Source organism: Ochrobactrum teleogrylli, from assembly GCF_006376685.1.
GTDB lineage: Bacteria > Pseudomonadota > Alphaproteobacteria > Rhizobiales > Rhizobiaceae > Brucella > Brucella teleogrylli.
Window position 1 is genome coordinate 41,464 of the sequence record NZ_VEWL01000007.1, and the last position, 25,934, is coordinate 67,397.

The following is a 25,934-nucleotide window of genomic DNA, read 5'->3' on the forward strand; positions in this document are numbered from 1 at the left end:
AGAAACCGGATTTGGATTTTTTTATGAATTCCGGGCGGTTATGCACTTTTCTCACTGGCATATCCGGGCCGTGCAGCTTTTGCCGTGGCAGCCCTGATCAAGATGCATGTTGGTGCGGTGCGCCGCATCACCATCCGGGCCGATGACGGTCATGAAAAGCTTGCAGCTTGCGCCGTGCACAGCGCGCCAGAAGGCCTTTTCCTTGTCGGCGCCATTCCAGCCACTTTCCAGCTGCGTTTTGCTGCCGTCGGAGAATGTGAAGGACATGATGTCGAGCGCATTGCCGAAAGCATGTTCAGAGACGCGGCCCGTGGATGCACCATTCACCTTGCGGCATTGATAATCAGAGCCGGTGCCGATCTGGGTAATCTTGATGTCCTTGCCGTAGATATCCTGTGCTGCGTTTTTAACGTCGTTACTCCATTGGGCGAGTGTCACCGCCATGGCGCAGTTCGTCGTGACGGGATTGGCAAGCTTGAGCGGCTCATTCTTGCCGATTGCCGTCAGCGAGAGCGGCGAATGGAGACCGCATTGCGCGCCGTCTTCGATGGGGGTCAGAAGTTTGCCCTCTACATCGCCGGAAATCAGCGCGGGGCACGCCACCTGATAGACGCGTTCATCAGCGGCAGGTTTTGAAGGCTGCGGCTGTTCTGGCTCCGCCTGTTGTGGCGGGGTGGGCTTTTCAGGCGGAATGATGACGGCGGGCTCTACCTCGGTCTTCGATTCGGGAGTAGGCTCCGGTCTGGGGGCCGGTGTTGGAACCGGAACGACAACAGGCAATGCTGACTGTGGTGCAGGTTTTGTCGGAACTTTATCCTGCCGGGCTGGCGGCTTTCTTTCCTGCCGTTTCTTTTGCGGCTTGGCCGACGGGCGCTTGCGCTGTTGCTTTGCCTTTTGCGCATCGCGCTTCAGGATTTTTTCGATGAAGTTTTGCGCCTGTGCGGGCTGAGGATAAAGAGCCGTTTCTCCCGTAAAACCGAGGAAACTGAGGAGGAGAACTGCGGCAATTGAATTTCGTTGGGATAGGAAACGGGGCAGGACCAGCAACACCAATGAATACCTCATTTTCTACAGCCCCGACTGCATAATGCCGCAAAGAGAAGCCGCGTTCCTTCACGCTTGATGGCAATATGTTGCAAAAGACGGCGAAAAGCGCTTTAAACGCCCGGTTATCTGGGCTTTGGCAAGCGTTCGAACTTGACAAGATGACATGCACATGACTAAAAGCCCGCCATCGCTGGCGTTTTAATGCGCTGGCGTTTCATTTGACGTGTCCCGTGGATGAAGATTGCGCTCGCGCGCTTCATCCTGTCAGTCCTCGAAAACGGAGGGCAGAGGAGGGCGCGTTTCCTGTCTGCGCCGTATGGCGCACTAACTTTTTGAAGGAAATGCGATGAGCAAGCGCGAATCCGCAAAGTATAAGATTGATCGCCGTCTTGGCGAAAACATCTGGGGCCGCCCGAAGTCCCCGGTTAACCGTCGTGAATATGGCCCGGGCCAGCACGGCCAGCGCCGCAAGGGCAAGCTCTCGGACTTCGGTGTGCAGCTGCGCGCCAAGCAGAAGCTCAAGGGTTTCTACGGCGATATCTCGGAAAAGCAGTTCCGCAAGACCTATGACGAAGCCGCTCGCCGCAAGGGCGACACGGGTGAAAACCTGATCGGTCTTCTCGAATCACGTCTGGATGCTGTTGTGTACCGCGCAAAGTTCGTTCCGACGATCTTCGCTGCACGCCAGTTCATCAACCACGGTCACGTGAACGTGAACGGCCGTCGCGTCAACATCCAGTCCTTCCGCCTGAAGGCTGGTGACGTTGTTGAAGTTCGCGAAAAGTCGAAGCAGCTGGTTGTTGTTCTCGAAGCTGTTCAGCTCGCAGAACGCGATGTGCCGGACTACATCGAAGTTGATCACAACAAGATGGTTGCGACCTACGCCCGCGTTCCGACCCTTACGGATGTGCCTTACGCCGTCCAGATGGAACCGAACCTCGTGGTCGAATTCTACTCGCGTTAATCTGGTCGCCTTCGGGCACCACTTATCGCAAAGAAATGGCCGCCCATGGTTTCCCCATGGGCGGCTTTTCTGTATGTAAAGCGCAGTACGAGACAGTATCCGAGAAGAACCATGAACGCTTTTGATCCGAATATTGCGCCAGATAATTTGCCCGGTATCTCGGAAGAGACCGGTGGAGACGGTTGCCATCCGCTGTTTCGCGACGTGCCCGCCACGGTCGAATTCAACAAGCTGCGCAAGCGCCTTCTGCGTCTGACGCGTCAGGCTATCGAAGACTTTGCTATGGTGAAGTCCGGCGAGCGCTGGATGATCTGTCTTTCCGGCGGCAAGGATTCCTATGGTCTGCTGGCGCTGCTGCTTGATCTCAAATGGCGCGGATTGCTGCCGGTCGAACTGCTGGCCGTCAATCTGGATCAGGGACAGCCGAATTTTCCAAAGCACATTCTGCCGGATTTCCTGAACCGTTATGGTATCGAGCATCGCATCGAATATCAGGACACCTATTCCATTGTGACGGACAAGCTACCAGAGAACAGCACCTATTGCTCGCTCTGTTCGCGCCTTCGTCGCGGAAATCTCTATCGCATTGCGCGCGAGGAGGGCTGCTCGGCCATCGTTCTCGGCCATCATCGCGAGGATATTCTCGAAACCTTCTTCATGAACCTGTTTCATGGCGGACGCCTTGCCGCCATGCCGCCGAAACTTCTGAACGACGAAGGCGATCTGATGGTGTTCCGCCCGCTGGCTTATGCGGCGGAAGACGATCTGGAAAAATTTGCAACCTCCATGCAGTTTCCGATCATTCCCTGCGACCTGTGCGGTAGCCAGGAAGGGCTTCAGCGCAATGCCATGAAGGCCATGCTGACGGATATTGAAAAGCGCATGCCGGGCCGCAAGGACACGATGATCCGCGCCATGACCAATGTGCGCCCGAGCCATCTTCTGGACCGCAAACTGTTCGATTTCGCGGGCCTGATGGCTGGTCCGCATGACGAGAAGAATGAAGGGAATGACAGTGCGCTTTGATGAAGGCCAGCTCGACTGGCTTGCCGATCTTCTGGCAGAAGCTGCCCAGCAAGAAATCATGCCGCGTTTCCGCACGCTCGACGCGGACGATATCCGGCAGAAAACGTCCCCCGCCGATCTGGTGACGGAAGCCGACATCAATGCAGAGCGCTTTATCACTGCAAAGCTGAAAGAACGCTATCCCGATGCGATGATTGTGGGCGAGGAAGCGTGCTCCGACAATCCAGCCTTGCTCGACGGACTCGGGGATGCAGATTTTGCTTTCACCATTGATCCGGTGGACGGCACGTTCAATTTCGCATCCGGCGTACCGCTGTTCGGTGTGATGCTAGCGGTCGTGTCGAAAGGCGAGACCGTCGCCGGCATCATTCATGATCCGGTCGGCAATGACTGGATCATGGCCACAAAGGGCAGCGGCAGCTATATTCGCCATGGCACTGGCAGCACGCGCAAGGTCCGCGTTGCCGAACCTGCTGGTATCGACCAGATGACAGGCACGATCTCGTGGCAGTACATGGCGGAACCGCTACGGTCACGTCTTGCGCGCAATCATACGAAATTCCTGTCGCAGATCGGGTATCGCTGTGCAGCGCATGACTATCGCATTCTCGCGACCGGCGGCGCGCATTTCGCGGTCTATAACAAGCTGATGCCCTGGGACCATCTGCCCGGCGCATTGATCCATCAGGAAGCAGGCGGCCATCTCGCTCGCTGGGACGGTAGCGATTATCACCCGTCGCATATCGGCGGGGGCATACTGGCCGCGCCGAGCAAGGAAAGCTGGCAGACCATTCAGGCCGCGCTCTGGGAAGAGTAAAAACAAAACCCGCCGGAATGGCGGGTTTTTTATTCTCGTTGAAAATCAACCGACCACATGTTCGGCAGGCGGGTTCTGCACCCGGAAGAGTTTGCCGCGTTCGGCGATCAGCACGCAGATCAGCGCGACGAAGCCAAGAACGCCATAGCCCATGGCGACCGGGGTCGTGGTGCCGTCGAAGGCCTGACCGATGATCGCACCCAGCGCAGCACCGATGACCGTCTGGGCAAAGCCGAGAACGGACGATGCCGTGCCTGCAACTTCGCCAAGCGGCTCCATCGCAAGCGCGTTGAAATTGGCCGTCACGAGGCTGAACGAGAACATGATGGTCATGTAGATCGCCATCAGCAGCGGGAACGGCACCGGATCGACCAGCACAATCGACAGCACCATCCAGAGCAGGCTGAAACTGGTGAAAACCAGCAGCATGGACTGGGAGATGCGGCGCATGCCGTACCGTCCGACGAGGCGGGAGTTGAGGAACGACGCCAGCGCCAGTGTCATGGCGACCGCAGCAAACGCCAGCGGAAAGTAGGAGCCGAGCTTGTAGATATCCACGAAGATTTGTTGGGCGGAATTGATATAGCCGAACAGCGCGCCGAGGATGAACGACGTGCCAAGCATGTAGAACAGCGCGACGCGGTTCGACAGCACGATACCGAAGCCGCCGATCACGCTTTTGATGGTCAGCGGGCGGCGCTGGTCTGTGGGCAGCGTTTCAGGCAGGCGGATGAAGGCCCATATGCCGACGATCAGCGCCATCACGGCCATGGACAGGAAGATCAGGTGCCATTCGCCAAACAGCATGATCAGCTGTCCGGTGGCGGGTGCGACGACCGGCAGGATCATGAAGATCATCATCACCAGCGACATGACTTCCGCCATCTGGCGACCGGCAAAACGGTCGCGCACCACTGAAACGGCAATGACGCGGGTGCCCGCGGCACCCAGTCCCTGAAGCACGCGCAATATGATGAGCGTGGTGAAATCCGTGACCATGGCGGCACCGAGCGCAGCCAGCACATAGATCACCAAGCCGCCGAACAGCGGCAGACGGCGACCGAACCGGTCGCTCAGCGGCCCATAGAACAGCTGCGAGACACCGAATCCCAGCAGATAGGCGGTGATCACGAATTGCACATGGTTTTCCGACTGCACGCCGAGGCTCGCGCCAATCTGCGGCAGGCCGGGCAGCATGATATCAACTGCCAGCGCATTGATGGCCATGATGGCCGCGATCAGTGCAATGAATTCGCCGCGCCCGTGTATGGAGGTCTTCTGGTCCGGCGAGGCGTTCTTTATGTCGATCGGCATGACTGACATTCCTTGGCATAATGACGCGCCGCGCCAGTAAAGGGCGGTACGAACGTCGAAATCTCGAAAATGAGGCACCCGGCAGAAACTGCCGTCGGATAAAAACGAAAAGGCGCCGATAAACGGCGCCTTTTGTAAAAAGCTAAGACTAAAGCCGTATGACCGGCTATTAATCCTCAAGCAGCCTTGGTGGCAATACCTTTATCGGTAAAAAGTGCTTGTAATTCGTTGGACTGGAACATTTCGCGCACGATATCGCAGCCACCGACGAATTCACCCTTCACATAAAGCTGCGGGATGGTCGGCCAGCTGGAATATTCCTTGATGCCCTGGCGAATCTCGTCGGAGGCAAGCACGTTCACGCCCTTATAGTCGACGCCAAGATAGTCGAGGATCTGAACGACCTGACCGGAAAAGCCGCACTGCGGAAAGCCGGGCGTGCCCTTCATGAAAAGCACGACGTCGTTGGTCTTCACTTCATTGTCGATGAAATCGTTAATGCCGGTCATCTCGTTTCCTTTCAGAGCGTGTGCCCAATGTCGTTGGAACATATGGGGCCGCATCACGCTTCAAACAAACTCGCCGGGTCGATTTCCGGCTTAATTGGGAGGTCTCTCCCAATATAATCATTTCCATGCTCGTAACCACCCCGTGCGGGTGAAAGCAAGTCAAATACGCGCGAAGTGCAGGATTGAAGGGGCAACATCTTGCCGCAGCAGATGCTGTCCGCTCAATAAGCGCTTCGGTTCACTCCGGAACGCTGGTCTGCAAGGCAAGCGCGTGAAGCACGCCGCCCATATTGCCCTTCAGCGCGTCATAGACCATCTGGTGCTGCTGCACGCGCGATTTGCCGCGGAAGCTCTCCGCGACCACTTCGGCTGCATAATGATCCCCGTCACCGGCAAGGTCGCGGATCGTCACCTTTGCGCCGGGAATCCCTTCGCGTATCAGTTTTTCGATCTCATGTGCGTCCATAGCCATGCAAATACTCCCGCCGTTTCCAGCTTCTTGTTACCCATCGAATCGTACCGCACCATCGTGGAACGTCAATGTGTATCTGTCTAATGTTTAAATGCCACACAGGTGGTCCATACAGGCAAAACGCCCGGATGAGATGTTCATCCGGGCGTTTTAACTTCTGCCGGTTTAGCAACTATCAGTTATCGCTGACCAACTCACCGCTCATGAAGCCCGGGAACCAGCCTTCGAAAGCCTGCGTCAGTTCGGTAACGCCGACATTGACGCTATCGCCGATGGTCAGACGGTCGCCGCCGACCTGACCCAGAATGCGGAACGGAATGCCTGCTCCCTCGGCATTGAGCGCGATGAGCTTGGCCATTTCTGGCGTGGCGGCGATCACATAGCGCGCCTGATCTTCACCGAACAGAACAGCGTGCGGCAGGCCATCGCCAGCATTGAGGGTTGCGCCCTTGCCGGACTTGATCGCCATTTCGGCAACAGCGATTGCCAGACCGCCATCGGAAAGATCGTGGCAGGCCGTAACCTGACCATTGCGGATTGCCGAGCGGACGAATTCGCCATTGCGCTTTTCAAGCGCGAGATCGACGAACGGGGCAGGGCCGTCGGCACGGTCGAAGAGATCGCGCAGATAGATCGACTGGCCGAGATGCGTGCCGTCGCCGCCAAGCAGAACCAGCGCGTCGCCGTCCTGCATGCCGCCGATCTTGGCCGTTTGCGTCCAGTCCGGAATAAGGCCGACACCGGCAATGGTCGGTGTCGGCAGAATGGCCTGACCGTTGGTCTCGTTATAAAGCGAGACATTGCCCGAAACGATCGGGAAATCGAGCGCACGGCAGGCTTCGCCAATGCCTTCGATGGCCTTGACGAGCTGGCCCATGATTTCCGGCTTTTCAGGATTGCCGAAGTTGAGATTGTCGGTCGAAGCCAGCGGCTCTGCGCCAGTCGCGGTGATGTTGCGCCAGCATTCGGCAACCGCCTGCTTGCCACCTTCGAAGGGATCGGCTTCGCAATAGCGTGGCGTCACGTCCGACGAGAAGGCGAGCGCCTTGGTGTCATGGCCTTCAACGCGGATCACACCGGCGTCGCCGCCCGGAACCTGCAGCGAATTGCCTTGAATGAGCGTATCATATTGCTCGTAGACCCAGCGGCGCGACGAAAGGTCAGGCGAGCCGATGAGCTTGAGAAGCGCTGCCGAATAGTCTTCCACCTGCGGCACATTGCTGGCCGGGAGTGGCGCATGCTTGCCCGGTTCCATCCACGGACGATCATATTCCGGCGCTTCGTCGCCCAGATCCTTGATCGGCAGATTGGCGACTTCTTCGCCTTGATGGATGACACGGAAACGCAGATCGTCAGTCGTCTTGCCGACAATGGCGAAGTCGAGACCCCATTTGCGAAAGATCGCCTGGGCTTCGGCTTCCTTTTCCGGCTTCAGAACCATGAGCATGCGCTCCTGGCTTTCCGAAAGCATCATTTCATAGGCGGTCATGTTCTCTTCGCGAACCGGAACATGATCGAGAATGAGTTCGATACCGAGGTCGCCCTTTGCGCCCATTTCAACAGCAGAACAGGTGAGGCCCGCCGCACCCATGTCCTGAATGGCGATAACTGCGCCCGACGCCATCAGCTCAAGGCAGGCTTCAAGCAGGCATTTTTCGGTAAATGGGTCGCCGACCTGAACGGTGGGGCGCTTTTCTTCAATCGATTCGTCGAATTCAGCCGAAGCCATGGTCGCGCCGCCGACGCCGTCACGGCCCGTCTTGGCACCCAGATAGACGACCGGCAGGCCGACGCCCTTGGCTTCCGACAAAAAGATGCCGTCATGCTTGGCAAGACCAGCTGCAAAAGCATTGACGAGGATATTGCCGTTATAACGCTTGTCGAAGTTCACTTCGCCGCCAACGGTCGGCACGCCAAACGCGTTGCCATAGCCGCCGACGCCGGACACGACACCGGACACCAGATGGCGGGTCTTCGGATGATCCGGCTCGCCAAAGCGCAGCGCATTCATCGCAGCAACGGGACGCGCGCCCATAGTGAACACGTCACGCAAAATGCCGCCCACGCCGGTCGCCGCGCCCTGATAGGGCTCGATATAAGACGGGTGGTTGTGGCTTTCCATTTTGAAGACGACGCAATCGCCGTCACCAATGTCCACGACGCCTGCATTTTCGCCGGGGCCCTGAATGACGCGCGGACCGGTGGTCGGCAGCGTGCGCAGCCATTTCTTCGAGGACTTGTAGGAACAATGCTCGTTCCACATGGCCGAGAAAATGCCGAGTTCAGTAAAGCTCGGCTCGCGGCCGATCAATTCGAGGATGCGCTGATACTCGTCCGGCTTGAGACCGTGGGCTTCGATAAGTTCCGGCGTGATATCGCGCTTATTGGAAATAGTCATGGAGATGAGGGACCCCGTCGCAGGCTGTGGCACCCGGAAACTTCTGGCGAAGGGCGGACACCTAAGGTTTCAAGGGGTCTCTTTAACCCAACTCTGTTGGAAGCGCGACAGGAAAATGCCGCTTTCCCGGCCTGATTCAGCATCTGATTGCATCGAAACTCTATCAGACCGGCAAGGGGCGGCGTTTACACGCTGCCCTCATAGCCCGCCTGTTCGTTTTCAAGCAGACGCCGCAACGTCAGAAAGCTGTCTTCGACAATGTTCCTGTCTATCGGTGACGAGAAGGCGACGCGCACGCGGTGGTAAATCTGATCGACGCGACCGGCTTTGAATTCGTCCTCATCGTCAATCAGAATGCCGCTTTCATAGGCCGCAGCCTTGAATGTGCCGGATAGCCATGGCTCGGGCAGTCCCATCCAGAGAAACGGGATATTGGGGCGGGATACGAAATCGAAGCCGGAAAACACGCGGCGCGCTATTTCTTCACGCGCTCTTGTTTCTATACGGCTTTTTTGGCGGATATCGTCGGCGGCGCCGGACAGCACAAGCTGTGCGCCGGTTTCAGCCAGCAGAAAAGCCACGCCGCCCGTCATCATCTTGTGCGTGACCTTGACCCGTTGCGCGCAATGCGAAGGGCAGGCGGCCCAGCCGCTGCGTATGCCAGCGGCAACCGCCTTGGAGAGACTAGACACCACGAAAGTGCGCTCCGGTGCAAAGCTTGCCAAGAGCGGAATGTCGCTTTCGCACATGCTGCCGTAAATGTCGTCCTCGATGAGCCAGACATTATACCGCCGCGCAATATCGGCTATCGCGCGACGGCGCTCCGCCGTCATGGTCGCAAGCGTTGGATTGTGCAGCGTTGGCATGAGAAACGCCAAAGTCGGGTGCTGCTGGCGGCAGGCACGCTCGAATTCATCCGGGATAAGGCCATATTCATCATGCGCCGCCTGAATAGTGCGACGACCGAGAAGTCGCACCGAACGGCTGATCTGCGCATAGGTCAGGTTTTCGAACAGAATGCGGTCGCCCGGATTGGTGAAAGCCGTGATGATGGCAATGCTTGCGGCCTGCGCGCCATTGGTGATGACGATATTGTCGAGATCCGGCTGCCAGTTGGCCCTGCCGAGCCATTTTTGGCCCGCTTCCAGCCAATGCTGCGGAAACTGACGCGAATAATTGGCGATCTCCTGCGGAAAATCGCGGTGAATGTCGGCGCTGATCCGCGCCAGCACATCATGCTGGCCGACTTCTGGCGCCGACGTGGAATCAAGCCGGATTTTGCCCGTCGGCACGTCAGCGGGTTTCGTGCCGATCAGTCCGGGCGGAACCAGCCCGGATTCGGACGGCTCTTCGCTCAGCACATAGGTGCCGCGCCCGACTTCACCGGTGACGAGGCCACGCTCATGGGCAAGCGCATAGGCGCGCCCGATTGTACCGATTGTCACCTTCAAATCGTAAGCGAGATTGCGCTGCGGCGGCAGTTTCACGCCCGCAGGCAATCCACCATTGCCGATCGCTTCCTCAATGGCATCCGCCAATTGCAGGTAAAGCGGGCCGGTTTTGCTCGATAGGTCAGGAATCCAATTTGTCATGGTGACAACTTATAAATTGTATCGGTTGCGGAGTCAATTATAGAGTCATTTCACAGCCGATTGATGCCCCTATATCCAGATTTGCCGTGAATCACCTTCAAATCTGGCCCCCCTATGGCATCAGGCGCGCACATGAATGGACGGGACGATGTTTTACTTCAGACTGCAGACAGAGACAATAGATACAATTTCCCCCATGCCGGATGCGGATCGTATAAGCGAACTGCCCCGTGGGTTGCATGCTCAGCTGGAGGCTGCGTCGGGGGAAGCGACGGATGCGGGCCTGCTGCGTCGGCTCTTCAACTGGCTGTCACACAAAAGCATGATGCGTCGCAGTCGCCTCGCGCTGTTCGAAATGACCGAGGAGCAGTTGCGCGATATTGGCCTCAGAAGAAGCGAAGCCGAGCGGGAAGCGCGCAAGGTACGTTTTCATCTGCGCTGAAATTCCCAAACCCGCTCCGGGCTTACGCGCGTGCAGGAACATGCCTGCAATCGTCGAGTTCTATATGAGCAGTATCGAAATAATGGCTATGGCAAAATAGCGAGGCAGAAATCCAGCGCAAGTACTTGTAATTGTTCATATTGGTGAATTTGGTAGCATCCTAATTATCAATCCATTCGCATGAAGCTAATGTTTGAAAAGAGGAGGCTGCTGTAATGAACTACATCAGGCCAACCAATGATGTGATTGACGCAATTACTATTCTGCCGGAAGTCGATATTGCGAGTGATTTAAGCAAGGGCTTGCGCGCTCGGTCAGTTTCGGTTGTGCCGCACAGGATACGCAAGGCTTGGACAGGGCTTGTCGATAAAGTCCGGGCATCTTCGTCAAGACGTCGGACCCGGAAGATGCTTATGGAGCTGGACGATAGACAGCTTAAAGACATTGGCATCAGGCGGGACGAAATCTGAAGCTTTGAAACGGGAAGCGACCGCCTGCGCTGCCAAGAACGAATTCGATGTGAAGAACTGAAACACACATTCGCTGTCGTCGACAGCTGTTATAGAGATGACCCCTCCCGCATTTTTGCGGGAGGGTTTCAATTTTAGCAGCCCTTCTGGCCAGATGCCCAGCGGTTGACGTCACTGAGAATGCGGTTGCCGTGGCTTTCCTGGAGCATCGGGCCGAAGGTTTCGACACGGGCGGGATTGCCTTCCGCCTGAACGACTAGCAGCGGGCGCGCTGCCGGATTGTGCCCCGGCACGACGAGGATACGCGGACGACCGCTGAAAGAATTGAGTTCCGGCGCCAGCGAATAGCTGCGGAAATCCTTGTCCTTCGATTTGAACCAGCAGCTGTTGGCTGCCAGTGCAATGCGTTCCATCGTCGGTAGCGCAGCCTTGCTGACATTCTGCGTGACTGGTCCACTGGCTGGGCGCGGCGTACAGGCCGCAAGAAGCGCAATCGCAGGCAAGGCGATGAAAGCGATGGTCTTTTTCGTCAAGAAACGAACTCCAAAAGGGCGTGCCACCGGGGAGGACTGGAGGCGCGCAGAGGGGGAATAATGACAGGAAGGGGCGGCGCAGCGGGCTCTCAGGCCAGCTGCGGCATGAAGGCTTTTAGTCCATCGCTCATCTCGTTCCAGATGCGCTCAAAAGCCGGATGTTGCTTTGCCTTCGCGGCATAGGCATCGAATTTTGGAAACGCGTCCAGCAAATCCGGCTTTCCCGAAAGCTTCTTCAACGGTTCCATGAGAAAGCGCACCGGCAGCAGCCAGGCATCAGCCAGCGTCGGCTCTTCGCCAACGGCATAAAACGTATCCGGGAGGCGATGTTCGATCACCGAAAGGCCGGTATTCAGTTTTTCGAACAGGCGGTCGATGGTTGCGCTGTCACGCTCCGGTTTGCTCAGCAGGATGAACAGCTTCATCGCCGGTCCAAGAACTTCCAGTTCCACAACGCGGGCCAGAAGCCGGATCAGCGCGCGCTGGCGCGGCGTGCCGGGCAGGAGCGGCTTTTCAGGAAAATGATCTTCGAGATATTCGGCAATCACAACGGCTTCAAAAAGCGTTTCGCCGGAACTGGTAATCAGCACGGGAACACGGCGCAAAGGCGTGATTTCACCGAAATCGGCCGGGAAGGGATAGGGCAGTGTGATCGGCTTGAAAGGCAGGTCCTTCAGATAGAGAACGCTGCGCACGAAAGCGGAGTAAGGAGACAGAGGCCGAGAATAAAGCTGCATGATTTTGTCCCCCCGATTCGGTTGCCAAGGAATTCTCCGAAGGCAAAACTGCCACGAATGCAGGCGACAAGCTAGACTGGTTTTCGTTGCCGAGGGTGCGGGCAGGGAACGTTATCTTACCGGCAATGCAATTCGGTGAAGAAAATGAAAAAGGGCGGCCTTATAGCGACCGCCCTTTTCGAAACTTATCAGGCTGCGATGCCCAGCGCGCCCGCAAAAAGCGCCCGCCCATCGTCGCCGCCATGGGCCGCTTCGATCAGATTTTCCGGATGCGGCATCATGCCAAGCACATTGCCGCGCGCATTGACGATACCGGCAATATCATTGACCGAACCGTTTGGATTGGTGCCTTCCGCATAACGGAACACGACCTGACCTTCGCCTTCGATACGCTTCAGCGTCTCGGCATCGGCGAAATAATTGCCGTCATGATGCGCGACCGGGCAGCGGATGATCTGGTTCGGCTGATAGCCACGGGTGAAGGCGGTGTTCGCATTGCTGACTTCAAGCTTCACTTCGCGGCAGACGAACTTAAGCGACGCGTTGCGCATCAGCGCGCCCGGCAGCAGTCCGGCTTCAACGAGAATCTGGAAGCCGTTGCAAACGCCCATGACCATGACGCCCTTGTCGGCCTTCTCACGCACGGCCTGAAGAACCGGCATACGGGCAGCAATTGCGCCGCAGCGCAGATAGTCGCCGTAGGAGAAGCCGCCGGGGATGAGGATCAGGTCGACATCGTCCGGAATGCTGGTGTCGGTCTGCCAGACAGTGACAGGAGCCTGACCGGTGATCTTGGTGAGCGCTGCGATCATGTCGCGGTCACGATTGAGGCCGGGAAGGAGAATGACAGCGGATTTCATGGGCGTCTGCTTCCTTTGTTTGGCTCAGCCGATGGCGATGGAATAATCTTCGATCACCGTATTGGCGAGGAGCTTGTCGCACATGGCCTTCAGGTCTGCTTCGGCCTTGGCCTTGTCGGTGCCTTCGAGTTCGAGGTCGAAAACCTTGCCCTGACGGACCGAATTGACGCCGGCGAAACCGAGGCTGCCGAGTGCGCCGACGATAGCTTTGCCCTGCGGGTCCAGAACGCCGTTTTTCAGTGTAACGGTGACGCGTGCCTTGATCACTCTTAAGTTCCTGTAGCTCTAGATTTGGTTCTTACAACTTCAGATGAAAATCTGGAATTGCCTGTCGCGAACGAAACAGCCCGGAAGGTGTCTGTCTTGGCGGCTCCCGGGCCGATCGGATTACTTCACAAGCACAGGGCCGGAAGGACGGGGCGAGTCATTCTCGTTCATGATGCCGAGACGGCGCGCCACTTCCTGATAGGCCTCGACCAATCCGCCCATATCGCGGCGGAAACGGTCCTTGTCGAGCTTGTCATTGGTATTGATATCCCAGAGACGAGCCGAGTCCGGGGAGATTTCGTCGGCGACGACGATACGCATCATGTCGCCTTCCCACAGACGTCCGCATTCGATTTTGAAATCGACAAGCTGGATGCCAACGCCAAGAAACAGACCGGAAAGGAAGTCGTTGACGCGAATGGCAAGCGCCATGATGTCATCGATTTCCTGCGGGCTGGCCCAGCCGAATGCCGTGATGTGTTCTTCGGTGACCAGCGGGTCTTCGAGCGCATCGGCCTTGTAATAGAACTCGATGATCGAGCGCGGCAGAACCGTGCCTTCCTCGATGCCGAGGCGCTTGGACAGCGAGCCTGCTGCAACGTTGCGGATCACGACTTCAAGCGGAATGATTTCCACTTCCTTGATCAGCTGCTCACGCATGTTGAGACGGCGGATGAAGTGGGTCGGAATTCCAATGCGGTTCAGCTGCGTAAAAATATATTCGGAAATGCGGTTGTTGAGTACACCCTTTCCGTCCACGACTTCGTGCTTTTTCTTGTTGAACGCGGTTGCATCGTCCTTGAAGAACTGGACAAGCGTTCCTGGCTCGGGGCCTTCGTAAAGAATCTTGGCCTTGCCCTCGTAAATACGGCGGCGACGGTTCATGGCTTTTCTCGGATTTCCATATCTATGGTGATCGGCTCTAAGCCGCTATTCTCGCGGGCTACCTATAGCAAATAAGGGCTTTTAACAATCCTGCTTCGTGCCCGTTCCCCCGTTTTCGGTGATTCTGAAACGCGTTTCGATCCGATTCTATCAGCCTGGCACTCCAATCCTTTGTTTTGGTGCGCATCTTCTCCGAAAACGGTTTTACCCTTTTCGGGATGCGTTCTCATGCAAGATTATGGACGAACAGCAAGAAATTGATTTGCCGCTCTTGTATAATCTTGCGCCCCTTGCCAGCTTTAGGCAAGAGAATGGGTGACGATCTCATTCCTAATGGCAGTTGTTGGGAGTTTTGTGAATGACGACAGGTATGGATGATCGCCGCGATGCTTTCGAAAAGAAATTCGCGCACGATGCTGATTTACGCTTCAAGGCCGAAGCGCGCAGAAACAAGCTCCTCGGATTGTGGGCTGCCGAGCGTCTTGGCAAAAAGGATGGCGAGGCCGAGACCTATGCCCGCGATGTCATAGCAGCCGATTTCATCGAGGCCGGTGATGACGATGTGTTTCGCAAGATCCGCACCGATTTCGACGAAGGCGGTGTCACCGATAGCGACGAAACGATCCGCGAAAAAATGCAACTGTTCCTAGAGGAAGCGATCCGTCAGATACAGCAGGATTGATATCATGGGGTGGAAGTGCGGCTAGTGCTTCCACCCCATTTTTATTTACCTGCTATTGTGAAATGCCGTTCTTATGAAATGAAGGAAATTCCTATGTCCCTGTCTTCGCGTCTGCGTGCCGGTGAAACCGTGCTCTCCGCGTGGTCGTCTCTCCCTGAGCCGCTGACGGTCGAAATCCTTGCACACACCGCCTTTGACGCCGTGACGCTGGACATGCAGCATGGCGGTCATGACGAGGCGAGTGTGCTGCGCAGCGTCGGTCACGTGCTGAATGCCGGAAAGCCGCCGGTGGTGCGTATTCCGGTGGGACGCTTCGACATGGCAAGCCGCGCACTGGATTTCGGCGCGGAGGCGGTGATCGCTCCAATGATCAATTCCGCCGAAGATGCGCGCAAGTTCGCAGCAGCCATGAAATATCCGCCGGTGGGCGAACGTTCATGGGGTGTTTTCCGCGCCAATGCCGATTATGGCACACCCGGCTCCAACGATTATCTGACCACGGCAAATCAGGACACGCTGGCTTTCGCGATGATCGAAACGCGTGACGCTTATGATGCGCTGGATGCCATTCTCGATGTGCGCGGCATTGACGGTGTCTTCGTCGGCCCCGCCGATTTCTCGATTGCCTGGAGCAATGGACGCGAGGCCAACCCAAATTCCGACGCCATTGTCGAGCCGATCAGCAATATTGCGCGCAAAGCCGCTGCCGCTGGCAAGATCGCAGGTATTTACTCACCGTCGCCGGAATTTGCGCGACGCTATATTCCGCTGGGTTTCCGTTTTGTGACGGTCAGCAATGAGGGCGGCTATCTCCGTCTTGCTGCACAACAGCTTGTGGATGCCGTTCGCGCCTGATTTCAGCTTGCTTTGTTGACTACCAAAAAGGCGGGTTCAAACCCGCCTTTTGTTTCAGTGCTGCTTGGGTGCTTGTAGCTGCGTCATAAACTCCGCAAACACCATGGAGCCTTCCGGCCATGGTCCGTGACCGGAATCCGCGTTGATATGACCGGACTCGCCCGCATCGATCAGCATGGCGCCCCAATCCTTCACGACATCTTCGGCGGCTTCGAAGCTTGAGAAAGGATCGTTGCGGCTCACGACCGTGATGGTCGGGAAGGGCAACCGTTCGCGCGGATAGGGGCCGAAGGTCATCAAATGCTTCGGGCGGATGCTTTCGTTCGAAACATCTGGCGGGGCCACGAAAAATGCGCCCGCGATCTTGTGCTGGATCAACGGCACGGCGTGCAGGGCTGTGGCCACGCCGAGAGAGTGCGCAACCAGCACTACCGGCTTGGTGGCCGCATTCGCCGCCTTGACGACTTCGCCCACCCAATCGTCGCGAACCGGCTTCGACCATTCGGCCTGCTGCACGCGGCGCGCTGTCGAGAGCTTGCTCTCCCAACGGGTCTGCCAGTGGTCGGGGCCGGAATTGGTGTAACCGGGGATGATGAGGATATCTGCGTCTTTGACTTTCATAGCCCCCATTTAGATTGCCTTTGTGACTTCTTCAAGCACCGGCGATGCCGCTGAATGTTACGAATGATGAACAGCCTGTTCTCAGATCGCGATCTTGTGAACGATCCCGCAAACAGCGATGTTTAGCGGGAACAGAACGCGAAGGAGAGCACAGGTCATGACAATCAGCAGACGTTCGGTGCTTGGCGCTACGGGAGCTGCTTTAATGGCCGGTATAGTGCCCGCGCGTGCAGACATGCCGTCGAAGGAGAATGATATGACACAGCAATTGAAGACGCCGGTTACCGAGACGACCCGTCCGGTTGCTCCGCTTCCATTTGCCATGACTACGCCAATGCGCGTGGCGCGTATTGGTCTCAAGGCGCGCGATGCGGAAACATTGGCCGAATATTATCGCGACGTTGTTGGCCTGCGCGAGATGAGCCGTCGCGGCGCTTCCATCGTGCTGGGCGCTGGCGACCGTGAATTGATGGAAATCGAGCAGTTTTCAGCCGCTCGCGCGGATGATCCGCGCAGCGCTGGTCTATACCACACGGCGTTCTTGCTGCCGACGCGTGGCGATCTGGCGCGCTGGTCGCGCCGGGCTATCGACAAGCAATTGCCGGTTGCCGGCGCTTCAGACCATGATGTCAGTGAAGCCATCTACCTGACTGACCCGGAAGGGAATGGCATCGAGATTTATTCCGACCGTCCGCATGAGAAGTGGCAGTGGAACGGTGACCGCGTGAAAATGGGCACGGAAGCGCTCGACGTGCGGGGCCTGCTTGATGTCATCAAGACCGAAGGCGGAGAATGGACTGGCGCGCCGCAAAACACCGTTGTCGGCCATGTGCACCTGCGTGTTGGCAATGCGCATGAGGCCGAAACCTTCTGGCACACCGAGCTTGGGCTGGAAACGGTGCAGACCTATGGCGACCGGGCTGTGTTCATGTCCACGGGGCGTTACCATCACCATATCGCAGCCAATGCCTGGCAGAGCGCCGGTGCCGGTAAGCGTGATGCAGATCGTACCGGACTTGCCTGGGTTGAGCTGGAAGATACGCGCGGCGGTAACGATAGCTCCTTCGTCGATCCTTGGGGCAATGTGGTCAATACGATCAAGACCAAGGCCTGATAGAACCAATATCCCACAATGGAAAAGCCCCATGTTTTCAAAAACAGGGGGCTTTTTTGTATACGGCTATCACTTGAGGCGTGATCGTTTCAGATCAGCCGGACACTTGTTTTCTCCCTCATCCTGAGCAGGCGCGAAGCGCCGTGTCGAAGGGCGAGGGCAGGCGCTTTGCTTGTTTCCCTCTCCTTCGATCCTTCGGAAATCTCAGGATGATGCGCCGTTTTCAGCGGCTCCTCAGGATGAGGGGAAGGCAGCGCCAGAGCCGAAATCTTCTTAACCAAAGACGCGCTTGAAAATGGTATCCACATGCTTGGTGTGGTAGCCGAGATCGAACTTCTCACGAATTTGCTCTTCGGAAAGGGCTGCGCGCACTTCCGTATCTGCCAGCAGTTCTTCAAGGAAATCGGCACCCTGTTCCCAGACTTTCATGGCGTTGCGCTGCACGAGACGATAGGCGTCTTCGCGCGATACGCCTGCCTGCGTCAGCGCCAGCAGCACGCGCTGCGAATGCACCAGACCGCGGAACTTGTTCATGTTTTTCAGCATGTTGTCCGGATAGATCACCAGCTTTTCGACCACGCCAGCCAGACGGTTGAGCGCGAAGTCGAGGGTGATGGTGGTGTCAGGTCCAATAGCGCGCTCGACACTCGAATGCGAAATATCGCGTTCGTGCCACAGAGCGACATTTTCCATGGCAGGCGTGACCGACATACGCACCAGACGGGCGAGGCCGGTCAGGTTTTCGGTCAGAACCGGGTTGCGCTTGTGCGGCATGGCGGACGAACCCTTCTGGCCCGGAGAGAAGAACTCTTCGGCTTCCAGAACTTCGGTGCGCTGCATGTGGCGGATTTCAATGGCGACATTTTCGATCGACGAAGCGATGACGCCAAGTGTTGCAAAGAACATCGCATGACGGTCGCGCGGAATGACCTGCGTGGAAACCGGCTCGGCTTCGAGGCCAAGCTTGGCGCAGACATATTCCTCAACGCGTGGATCGATATTGGCAAAAGTGCCGACAGCACCGGAAATCGCGCCGGTTGCGATTTCTGCGCGGGCCGCGACGAGGCGGGTGCGGTTGCGCTGCATTTCCGCATAGAAACGCGCGAAGGTGAGACCCATCGTGGTCGGTTCGGCGTGAATGCCATGGCTGCGACCGATGCGCACCGTATCCTTGTGCTCGAAGGCGCGGGTCTTGAGCGCGGCCAGAACGCGGTCCATGTCGGCGAGCAGGAGGTCGGCAGCGCGAACCAGCTGGACGTTGAGCGTGGTGTCGAGCACGTCCGACGAGGTCATGCCCTGATGCACAAAGCGGCTGTCGGGGCCGATGAATTCGGCAAGATGTGTCAGGAAGGCGATGACGTCATGCTTGGTGACGGCTTCGATTTCGTCGATGCGGGCGACGTCGAACTTCGCGACGCTACCTTTTTCCCAGATGGTCTTGGCAGCTTCCTTGGGGATGACGCCCAGTTCGGCCAGCGCTTCGCAAGCATAGGCTTCGATCTCGAACCAGATACGGAATTTCGTTTCCGGAGACCAGATAGCGACCATTTCTGGCCGGGAATAGCGCGGGATCATGGGAGCGTCCTGTAGAAAGTGAGGGTTTAACGATTACGCGCGGCTTCCGCCGCAGCACGAATGGCGTCAATATTGGCGCGGTAGGTCTCGACCGAATTGCCTTTGTAGACAGCCGATCCGGCGACGAGAATATTCGCGCCAGCTGCAACCACCGAGCCTGCGGTTTCCGGCGTCACGCCACCGTCGACTTCAATGTCGATCGGGCGGTCGCCGACCATTTCACGGACGCGCTTGATCTTGTCGAGCATCGGCGTGATGAATTTCTGGCCGCCGAAGCCCGGATTGACCGTCATGACGAGGATCAGGTCTACATCGTCCAGAATATTGCTGATCGCTTCGACCGGTGTTGCCGGGTTGAGCGCGATACCGGCCTTCTTGCCGAGCGCACGGATCGACTGCAGCGAGCGATGCGTATGCGGTCCGACTTCTGCGTGCACGGTGATCAGATCGCAGCCTGCATCGGCAAAGGGCTCCAGATAGGGATCGCACGGTGCAATCATCAGATGCGCGTCGAAGAATGCCTTGGTGCGCGGGCGGATCGCCTTCACCACCTGCGGGCCGAATGTGATGTTCGGCACGAAATGTCCGTCCATGACATCGATATGGATCCAGTCGGCACCGGCTTCCAGCACGGCATCGACTTCTTCGCCAAGACGGGCAAAGTCGGCGGACAGAATGGACGGGGCAATGGCGATGGGGCGCATGGCGATAGTCTCCTTGGCAGCGTGGCTTGCCCGTATCATATGAACAGCAAAAATCCTATCCCCAGCGCTTGTGGAACCACATCCACTGGCCCGGATATTCGCGCACCCATTGCTCGACCGTGTCATTGAGCAATTGCGCGGTGGCGTCGATATCGATCTGGCCCTTGTCGTCGCGTGGCAATTCCATGCGCTCGTAAAGTTCAAGCCGATAGCGTCCGCCGGGCAGGCGGATACAGCGCGCCGGATAGACATCGCAATCATATTGCCGCGCAAGCTTGGCCAGCAGCGGATTGGTCTTCACCGGGCGGTTGAAGAATGTGGAAGGCACGCCACGCGAGAATTTCTGGTCAACGAGCATACCGACATTGCCGCCATCGCCGAGAATACCCGCCAGCGCCCAGGCAGCGCCTGCCTTGGAAGGCACGAGATGGCCCATATTGGTATGGCGCGCTTTCAGAACCTTGTTGGCGATATAGGGATTGTTCGGCGGACGAAACAGTGCGGTGACATTCAGGCCGAATGTGGCTGCGCAGATCGGCAGCAGTTCGAAATTGCCGGTATGGGCGGTGAAGAAGATATGCGGCTTCTTTTCATCGCGCAGGCGTTCGAAAATCGGAATGCCGTCCACCTCGATCAGGCCCGGCTTTGCGGCATGGGGATCGAAATCGAAAATCGCGTCGAGGAAAATATACTCCGCCAGCAGCCGCGCCATGGAATCCCACATGTCGCGGGCGATCACTTCGATCTCGGCGTCGCTCTTTTCGGGATAGGCTTGGCGCAGATTGTCGGTTGCGATCTTGTGGCGCGGCGTCAGCGGCCCGACGAGACGGGCCACCTTGGCCGAAAAGCTGATGGCAGCCTTCGCCGGAAACAGGCGCAACAGGCCAAGCAGCACAAAAACGGCCTGAGCCCAGAGCCAGTAATTGAACTGCTTCAGCTTGCGCGACCAGCGAAAGAGCAGGAGCTTCAGTTTGAACATCATGACAAGGACGGGCTTCAGTCGATCTGGAGAATGATCTTGCCGAAGACGTCGCGGCCTTCCATGCGCTTCAGGGCGGTGTCGATATCGTTGAAGCCGACCACCGTATCGATGACCGGATGTACGATACCACGCGCCATTTTCTGCATGGCATCGGCCATGTTTTCCATGCGGCAGCCAAACGAGCCCAGAATCTTGAGCTGCTGCTGGAAGAGCTGCATCAGGTTCATGTTGGTCGAAACGCCCGAGGTCGATCCACAGGTGACAAGACGCGCGCCGCGCTTCATGCAGAGCATCGAACCGGCCCAGGTATCCGCGCCGACATGTTCGAAGACGACATCGACGCCCTTCTTCTTGGTCAGCTTGCGCACGACGCCTTCGAAGCGGTCTTCGCGATAGTTGATGACGTGATCGGCGCCGAGAGCCTTGGCCTTCTCGATTTTGTCGTCAGAACCAACCGTGGTGATGACGGTGCAGCCCATCTTCTTGGCAAGCTGGATCGCCGCCGAACCGATTCCCGAGCCGCCCGCCTGGACGAGAACGGTTTCGCCCGGTTCCAGCTTGGCATTGTCGAATAGCATGTGCTCGACCGTGCCGAAGGTGACAGGCGCGACGGCAGCGCCGATGGCATCAACACCGGGAGGTGCTGCCACGAGCAGGCGGGCCGGAAGGTTCACGGCCTCGCAGGCAAAGCCGTCGAGATGGAAACCATGAACGCCGCCGACATGTTCGCACAGATTGTCACGGCCTTCACGGCAGGCGCGGCAAAGGCCGCAGGTGCGCGCACCATAGATCGAAACAAGCTGGCCGGGCAGCAGATTGGAAACGCCGGGACCGACGGCATCGACAACGCCGGAAGCTTCCGCACCGATCACCAGCGGCATCTTGCGTTTGGCGAAAGCCATACCGCGCCAGCCCCATACGTCGATATGGTTCAGCGCGACCGCCTTGATCTTGACCGTGACTTCGCCAAGGCCGGGAGGCGGCGGCGGTGCAATATCGGTGATTTCAAGGCGACGGTCGTCGAGAAGCTGCAAAGCGCGCATGGGCTCTTCCTTTCATGGCATGATCCCGGAGAGCTTCCGCCTTCCGGGATCATCAGGAAATTTAAAATTCTTTTGCCGGACGGATTAATTCGGATTTGCCGCCAAAACAAGGCTCGTATTCTGTCCGCCGAAGCCGAATGAGTTCGAAAGCACGGCGGAAACCTTGGCCTCACGCTTCACATTCGGCACAACGTCCAGCGGGATAGCCGGGTCTGGATTGTCGTAATTGATGGTCGGCGGCAGCGTCCCCGTCTGGATCGTGAGCAGCGAGAACACAGCTTCAATCGCACCGGCGGCGGTCAGCGTATGGCCGATCATCGACTTGTTGGACGAAACAGGGATGGATTCGATGCGTTCGCCGAATACGGTCGAAAGGGCCAGATATTCCATCTTGTCGTTTTCCGGCGTCGAGGTGCCGTGGGCGTTGATGTAGGAAATCTGGTCTTCGGTCAGGCCAGCATCAGCCAGTGCCGCGCGCACGGTGCCAATGGCAGGCGAGGCGTCCGGCTTGGAACGGGTGCGGTGGAAGTCGTCGGCCTTTTCGCCACAACCAGCCAGAATGCCGAGAACCTTCGCACCACGGGCGACCGCGCTTTCGAGCGATTCCATAACGAGCGCGCCGGAACCTTCGGCCATGGCAAAGCCGTCGCGATCCTTGGAGAAGGGCTTTGAGGCCTTTTCCGGCTTTTCATTCTGGGTGGACAATGCGGAAAGCAGCGAGAAGCGGATGAGCGCTTCCGCCGAAACAGAACCATCGGTGCCAATCGCCAGAACATGGTCGCTTTCGCCGCGACGGATCGCTTCAACGCCAAGCTGGATCGCCGTTGCACCCGAAGCGCAGGCGGTGGAAAGCGTGATCGGCAGACCACGCGTGCCAAAGGCTTCCGAAAGACGTTCGGCGATATAGCCGAACTGCGTTGTGTTGAAGAGCGCTTCGTGGCGTACACGGCGGCAGGCTTCAAGCAGAAGCTGATAGCTTGCCGGACCTTCGTTCTTCACGCTGGCATCAAGCGCAAAGCGGCTTTTCCAGTCGAGTTCGACCGGCGGAGCGGCCAGAAAGAGCGGACCCCCGAAATTGGTTGTCGAAAGGCCGGACTGTGCAAGCGCCTCTTCACCGGCCAGACGTGCCAGCTTTTCCGACAGTGCCGACGCGCCGACTTCGCTTTCAGGAAGGAAATCCACAGTGCCCGCAAAGCGCGTGTTCAGATTTTCCAGCGGAAAACGGGTAATGCTGTGAATACCCGAAACACCGCCCGTCAGCGCGGCCCAGTTATCTTCCTTGCCCTGTCCGAGCGAGGAAACAACGCCAGCGCCCGTGATGGCGACGATGGGGCGGCCCAGATGGTCTGTATATTTGGTCATCTTATGCTCTCACCAGCTTTGCGGCACCTTCGGCGCGCGTTGCTCCGACAGTGGTGACGACGGCTTCGCTGATTTTTCCATCAGCTGCCTTTTCCGACGCGTTCAACGGCGCAAAAGCCTCACCTTTCCAAACGGAAATGGCGGCCAGCGCCAGCGCCAGCGGGAATTGTGCTTCGCGCAAATGTCCGGTCAGGCCGGATATGCCGCGATAGGCTGCGGAAAAGCCGTCGAGTACGGATTTTTCGGCTTTGGTCGCGTCATGAGCGCCGGATGCGCCGGAAACGACATAAGCAGGCTCTTTGCCGCCATTGGCTTCGAGAACGAGGTCGCGAACGGTCTTTGCAAGATCGTCGCTTTCGCGGCGGATTTGCGTGGCAGCGATTCCCGCTACTTCCGCATAGGCGCGTGCGCCGCGCTTTGCCGCATGTTCGGCGTTTTCGAGGACGAGGAACACGCCGCCGGAACCTGAAATCATGCCGCCGCCAGCCGAGCCGTCACGCTCCCAGAGCGGAGCCCAGCCGTCATGCTTGAGCAATCCGCCCAATTCGTGACCGAGAATCATGTCGAAATGTTCGGCATTGTAGGAGCCGCCCACCAGAGCATGGGTGCTTTGTCCGGTGCGGATGCGGGCTGCCGCGGTTTCGATGGCTGAAATGCCGGAGCCTTCTTCACCCATGAAAGTGCGCGAAGAACCCGTCACTTTGTGCACGATGGAAATATTGCCAGCGAGCAGGTTGGAAAGCTGCGCCAGAAACAGGGTCGGACGCAGTTCGGTCGAGAGTTTCTCGTTCAGCATCACACCGCGATTATTGCTGGTGCGGCCTCCCTCAAGAATCTGCATATCGACGGTAATATCGCGTTCGCCGCCACCTGCGCCCACAACCATATCCATGGTCGCGCAGAGCGCTTCATCGTCCTTCATGCCTGCATCTTGCAGCGCAAGGCCCGCGGCATAGGTGCCGAGGCGCTGCCAGGTTTCCATCTGGCGCTGGTCGCCACGCTTTGGAATTTGCAGGCTCCAATCGACTTCGCCGAGGGGATGGACGGTGTAGGGAGCAAAGGCTTCTTTTTCGAGGCGCGGTTCGCTGCCTGTTGTCGAAAAAGCGTTCCAATGCACTTCAGCGCCTTCGCCGAGTGATGAAATGATGCCGATGCCGGTGATGACGACTTTATTGTTCTGCATGGGTCCGGTTCTGCCGTGATGAGGCCAAGGTCTATCCGAGAACTATCTTGCGCTCCAGAAACGGAATCAGGGCGAACATTGCTGTCCACCCTTCAATACCGTCAATTTTTCAGCGAGCTCAGGCCTTCTTGGCCGCAACCAGCTCGTCGATCTTGGCGCAGAGGTTCTTCAGCACGAAGTATTCTTCGGTCGGAACCTTGCCTTCGTTCACTTCCTGCGTCCACTGCTCAAGCGGAATCTTGATGCCGAAAGCCTTGTCGATAGCGAAGACGATGTCGAGGAAGTCGAGGCTGTCGATGCCCAGATCGTCGATGGTGTGGCTTTCCGGCGTGATGGTGTCACGATCGATTTCACTGGTTTCGGCGATGATGTCGGCGACTTTGTCAAAAGTAGAGGACAAGTTTCGATTCCTTTATTCCTGATGATGCCGCGAATTATAGGCATCTGATTTTTTCGTCGCATTCCGCTGCCAGCAAAAGTGCCGGGCACATTTGCTGGAAATGCTCTGTATGCGCGTGTCTAGCGTTTTTCCGGTCACGAGGAAAGTCATATTACTTTCAAGATCACCGGGCATTCGATGCGCATATAAGATACGAGACAAGCGAAGCGCAACATAAAGGCAATCTCAATTTTTTGAAATCACTTCATATGGCTCGTTTTGGTGGCTTTTTTAGCGCTTGACGAAATAGATCACCCCAATGAGCGACAGCGCTATCATCGCGCAGGCAAGCGCCGTTTCCAGCGGGCCGTCCTGTATGATGATGGCAACGAGCCCCGAGATGATGCTGGCCAGCGTGCCAAGCAATCCCGGCTGTTGCAACGTGGTGGTTATGGACGCGTTCTGCTGTTCAGCCTCCGGGGCCCCCTTATATGCCGGTTCATAGGAGTGCGGGAACGAAATACCTGCCGAATGAGCGGCGTCGATATCGTTGATTGGCTTTTCCGCCAGCGCCAGCGCGCGTGTTCGCACACGTTCGACACGAGCCTGCCAGCCTTTGCCAAAGGTCGCGGCGGCGGCCAGTCCTCTGAGCCAGGCTGCGCGTTCATCGGAAAGTCTGTCGATCAGGTCTTGCGGGGAGCGGGCGGAAAGTGCGGCAAATGTTGCTGGCCCGAGAAACCCGTCCTGAAGAACGCCAAGTATTTGCTGCAACATCTTGATCGCATGACCCGGGCCTGAATTGACCGCGAAGTCCAGCATGGCATAGTCAACGCCTGAGGGAAGACTGTCGCCATCGATCTTGTCCCAATACTGCTTTTTGTAGATTTCCGTTGCAGCGTCTTTTGTAAGATTTTTGACGTCTTGAGCAGACTCGGAATGACCTGTCCATTTCGAAAGAGTGCCGATAGTAATACCCATATTGGTTGCGCCGCCCGGATCAGCCGGATTGTCGACGTAGCCGCCTTCTTCCTGAAATATATAGGGCATAATCGTCGAGAAGTTTGAACGCATATCAATACCTTTATTAATTTATATTAGAAA

Annotated in this window: 28 protein-coding genes; 8 read left to right on the forward strand and 20 right to left on the reverse strand. The window is 57.4% G+C overall.

Annotated features, from left to right (window positions below):
- Positions 1-51 precede the first annotated feature (51 nt).
- Positions 52-1,065: an extensin-like domain-containing protein gene (locus tag FIC94_RS12580; RefSeq protein WP_140025100.1), complete on the reverse strand. Its 1,014-nt coding sequence runs from the start codon at positions 1,063-1,065 to the stop codon at positions 52-54.
- Between the two features lie 328 nt (positions 1,066-1,393).
- Here FIC94_RS12580 and rpsD point away from each other — a divergent pair, with 328 nt between their 5' ends.
- From rpsD to FIC94_RS12595, 3 genes are all read left to right on the forward strand, one after another.
- Positions 1,394-2,011, forward strand: coding sequence for a 30S ribosomal protein S4 (gene rpsD, locus FIC94_RS12585; RefSeq protein WP_140025101.1), 618 nt, complete (start codon positions 1,394-1,396; stop codon positions 2,009-2,011).
- A gap of 111 nt (positions 2,012-2,122) precedes the next feature.
- Positions 2,123-3,037, forward strand: coding sequence for a tRNA 2-thiocytidine(32) synthetase TtcA (gene ttcA, locus FIC94_RS12590; protein ID WP_140025102.1), 915 nt, complete (start codon positions 2,123-2,125; stop codon positions 3,035-3,037).
- A complete protein-coding gene (locus tag FIC94_RS12595; protein WP_140025200.1) occupies positions 3,027-3,854 on the forward strand; it encodes an inositol monophosphatase family protein in 828 nt (275 codons plus the stop codon). Before ttcA ends, FIC94_RS12595 begins: the two co-directional genes overlap by 11 nt.
- A 45-nt stretch (positions 3,855-3,899) precedes the next feature.
- Here FIC94_RS12595 and FIC94_RS12600 read toward each other — a convergent pair whose 3' ends face one another.
- The 5 genes from FIC94_RS12600 to FIC94_RS12620 form a co-directional block, all read right to left on the reverse strand.
- Positions 3,900-5,168 carry a multidrug effflux MFS transporter gene (locus FIC94_RS12600; RefSeq protein ID WP_121535875.1) on the reverse strand — a complete coding sequence of 423 codons (1,269 nt, stop codon included), beginning with the start codon at positions 5,166-5,168 and terminating at the stop codon, positions 3,900-3,902.
- A gap of 176 nt (positions 5,169-5,344) precedes the next feature.
- Positions 5,345-5,677, reverse strand: coding sequence for a Grx4 family monothiol glutaredoxin (grxD, locus tag FIC94_RS12605; RefSeq protein ID WP_078338449.1), 333 nt, complete (start codon positions 5,675-5,677; stop codon positions 5,345-5,347).
- A 238-nt stretch (positions 5,678-5,915) separates the two neighbouring features.
- Positions 5,916-6,149, reverse strand: coding sequence for a BolA/IbaG family iron-sulfur metabolism protein (locus FIC94_RS12610; RefSeq protein WP_007874594.1), 234 nt, complete (start codon positions 6,147-6,149; stop codon positions 5,916-5,918).
- Positions 6,150-6,324: 175 nt separating this feature from the next.
- Positions 6,325-8,547 (reverse strand): phosphoribosylformylglycinamidine synthase subunit PurL, encoded by a 2,223-nt coding sequence (gene purL / locus FIC94_RS12615; protein WP_140025103.1) that lies wholly within the window; start codon positions 8,545-8,547, stop codon positions 6,325-6,327.
- Positions 8,548-8,732: 185 nt separating this feature from the next.
- Positions 8,733-10,139: an aminotransferase-like domain-containing protein gene (locus FIC94_RS12620; protein WP_140025104.1), complete on the reverse strand. Its 1,407-nt coding sequence runs from the start codon at positions 10,137-10,139 to the stop codon at positions 8,733-8,735.
- 136 nt (positions 10,140-10,275) lie between these two features.
- Here FIC94_RS12620 and FIC94_RS12625 point away from each other — a divergent pair, with 136 nt between their 5' ends.
- On the forward strand, positions 10,276-10,581 hold the full coding sequence (locus FIC94_RS12625; protein WP_109368821.1) for a DUF1127 domain-containing protein: 306 nt from the start codon (positions 10,276-10,278) through the stop codon (positions 10,579-10,581).
- A 215-nt stretch (positions 10,582-10,796) separates the two neighbouring features.
- Positions 10,797-11,051, forward strand: coding sequence for a YjiS-like domain-containing protein (locus FIC94_RS12630; protein ID WP_109368822.1), 255 nt, complete (start codon positions 10,797-10,799; stop codon positions 11,049-11,051).
- A 134-nt stretch (positions 11,052-11,185) separates the two neighbouring features.
- Here the strand turns inward: FIC94_RS12630 and FIC94_RS12635 are convergent, their stop codons facing one another.
- The 5 genes from FIC94_RS12635 to purC form a co-directional block, all read right to left on the reverse strand.
- On the reverse strand, positions 11,186-11,584 hold the full coding sequence (locus FIC94_RS12635) for a hypothetical protein (protein WP_121535884.1): 399 nt from the start codon (positions 11,582-11,584) through the stop codon (positions 11,186-11,188).
- An 89-nt stretch (positions 11,585-11,673) separates the two neighbouring features.
- Positions 11,674-12,321, reverse strand: a complete 648-nt coding sequence (locus FIC94_RS12640) for a glutathione S-transferase family protein (protein WP_109368824.1) — start codon at positions 12,319-12,321, stop codon at positions 11,674-11,676.
- Positions 12,322-12,509: 188 nt separating this feature from the next.
- Positions 12,510-13,181, reverse strand: a complete 672-nt coding sequence (purQ, locus tag FIC94_RS12645) for a phosphoribosylformylglycinamidine synthase subunit PurQ (protein WP_109368825.1) — start codon at positions 13,179-13,181, stop codon at positions 12,510-12,512.
- 24 nt (positions 13,182-13,205) lie between these two features.
- The gene (gene purS, locus FIC94_RS12650) at positions 13,206-13,448 is read right to left on the reverse strand and encodes a phosphoribosylformylglycinamidine synthase subunit PurS (RefSeq protein ID WP_124915641.1); all 243 of its coding nucleotides are present in this window, start codon (positions 13,446-13,448) and stop codon (positions 13,206-13,208) included.
- Positions 13,449-13,568: 120 nt separating this feature from the next.
- Positions 13,569-14,333: a phosphoribosylaminoimidazolesuccinocarboxamide synthase gene (gene purC, locus FIC94_RS12655; protein WP_109368827.1), complete on the reverse strand. Its 765-nt coding sequence runs from the start codon at positions 14,331-14,333 to the stop codon at positions 13,569-13,571.
- Between the two features lie 358 nt (positions 14,334-14,691).
- Between purC and FIC94_RS12660 the strand changes: the two genes are divergently transcribed.
- Together FIC94_RS12660 and FIC94_RS12665 are read left to right on the forward strand one after the other, a co-directional pair.
- Entirely contained in the window at positions 14,692-15,015 is a 324-nt protein-coding gene (locus tag FIC94_RS12660) for a DUF1476 domain-containing protein (RefSeq protein ID WP_140025105.1), read from the forward strand.
- A gap of 87 nt (positions 15,016-15,102) precedes the next feature.
- The gene (locus FIC94_RS12665) at positions 15,103-15,870 is read left to right on the forward strand and encodes an HpcH/HpaI aldolase family protein (RefSeq protein ID WP_180917987.1); all 768 of its coding nucleotides are present in this window, start codon (positions 15,103-15,105) and stop codon (positions 15,868-15,870) included.
- 54 nt (positions 15,871-15,924) lie between these two features.
- Here FIC94_RS12665 and FIC94_RS12670 read toward each other — a convergent pair whose 3' ends face one another.
- Positions 15,925-16,491: an alpha/beta hydrolase gene (locus tag FIC94_RS12670; RefSeq protein WP_140025107.1), complete on the reverse strand. Its 567-nt coding sequence runs from the start codon at positions 16,489-16,491 to the stop codon at positions 15,925-15,927.
- A 157-nt stretch (positions 16,492-16,648) separates the two neighbouring features.
- On the opposite strand from FIC94_RS12670, the gene FIC94_RS12675 reads away from it, so the two are divergent.
- Entirely contained in the window at positions 16,649-17,605 is a 957-nt protein-coding gene (locus tag FIC94_RS12675; protein ID WP_371830911.1) for a VOC family protein, read from the forward strand.
- Between the two features lie 273 nt (positions 17,606-17,878).
- Here the strand turns inward: FIC94_RS12675 and purB are convergent, their stop codons facing one another.
- The 8 genes from purB to FIC94_RS12715 form a co-directional block, all read right to left on the reverse strand.
- On the reverse strand, positions 17,879-19,180 hold the full coding sequence (purB, locus tag FIC94_RS12680) for an adenylosuccinate lyase (RefSeq protein WP_109368832.1): 1,302 nt from the start codon (positions 19,178-19,180) through the stop codon (positions 17,879-17,881).
- 26 nt (positions 19,181-19,206) lie between these two features.
- Complete coding sequence (gene rpe / locus FIC94_RS12685; RefSeq protein WP_140025201.1) at positions 19,207-19,884, reverse strand: ribulose-phosphate 3-epimerase; 678 nt, start codon at positions 19,882-19,884, stop codon at positions 19,207-19,209.
- Between the two features lie 55 nt (positions 19,885-19,939).
- Positions 19,940-20,866 carry a lipid A biosynthesis lauroyl acyltransferase gene (locus FIC94_RS12690; RefSeq protein WP_140025108.1) on the reverse strand — a complete coding sequence of 309 codons (927 nt, stop codon included), beginning with the start codon at positions 20,864-20,866 and terminating at the stop codon, positions 19,940-19,942.
- 14 nt (positions 20,867-20,880) lie between these two features.
- Positions 20,881-21,909, reverse strand: coding sequence for a zinc-binding dehydrogenase (locus FIC94_RS12695; protein ID WP_078338466.1), 1,029 nt, complete (start codon positions 21,907-21,909; stop codon positions 20,881-20,883).
- A gap of 84 nt (positions 21,910-21,993) precedes the next feature.
- Complete coding sequence (locus FIC94_RS12700; RefSeq protein ID WP_140025109.1) at positions 21,994-23,271, reverse strand: beta-ketoacyl-ACP synthase; 1,278 nt, start codon at positions 23,269-23,271, stop codon at positions 21,994-21,996.
- A 1-nt stretch (position 23,272) separates the two neighbouring features.
- Positions 23,273-24,454, reverse strand: coding sequence for a beta-ketoacyl-ACP synthase (locus tag FIC94_RS12705; RefSeq protein ID WP_140025110.1), 1,182 nt, complete (start codon positions 24,452-24,454; stop codon positions 23,273-23,275).
- Between the two features lie 118 nt (positions 24,455-24,572).
- A complete protein-coding gene (locus FIC94_RS12710; RefSeq protein ID WP_078338469.1) occupies positions 24,573-24,854 on the reverse strand; it encodes an acyl carrier protein in 282 nt (93 codons plus the stop codon).
- 270 nt (positions 24,855-25,124) lie between these two features.
- Positions 25,125-25,904 carry a glycoside hydrolase family 108 protein gene (locus tag FIC94_RS12715; RefSeq protein ID WP_140025111.1) on the reverse strand — a complete coding sequence of 260 codons (780 nt, stop codon included), beginning with the start codon at positions 25,902-25,904 and terminating at the stop codon, positions 25,125-25,127.
- Between the last annotated feature and the right edge of the window lie 30 nt (positions 25,905-25,934).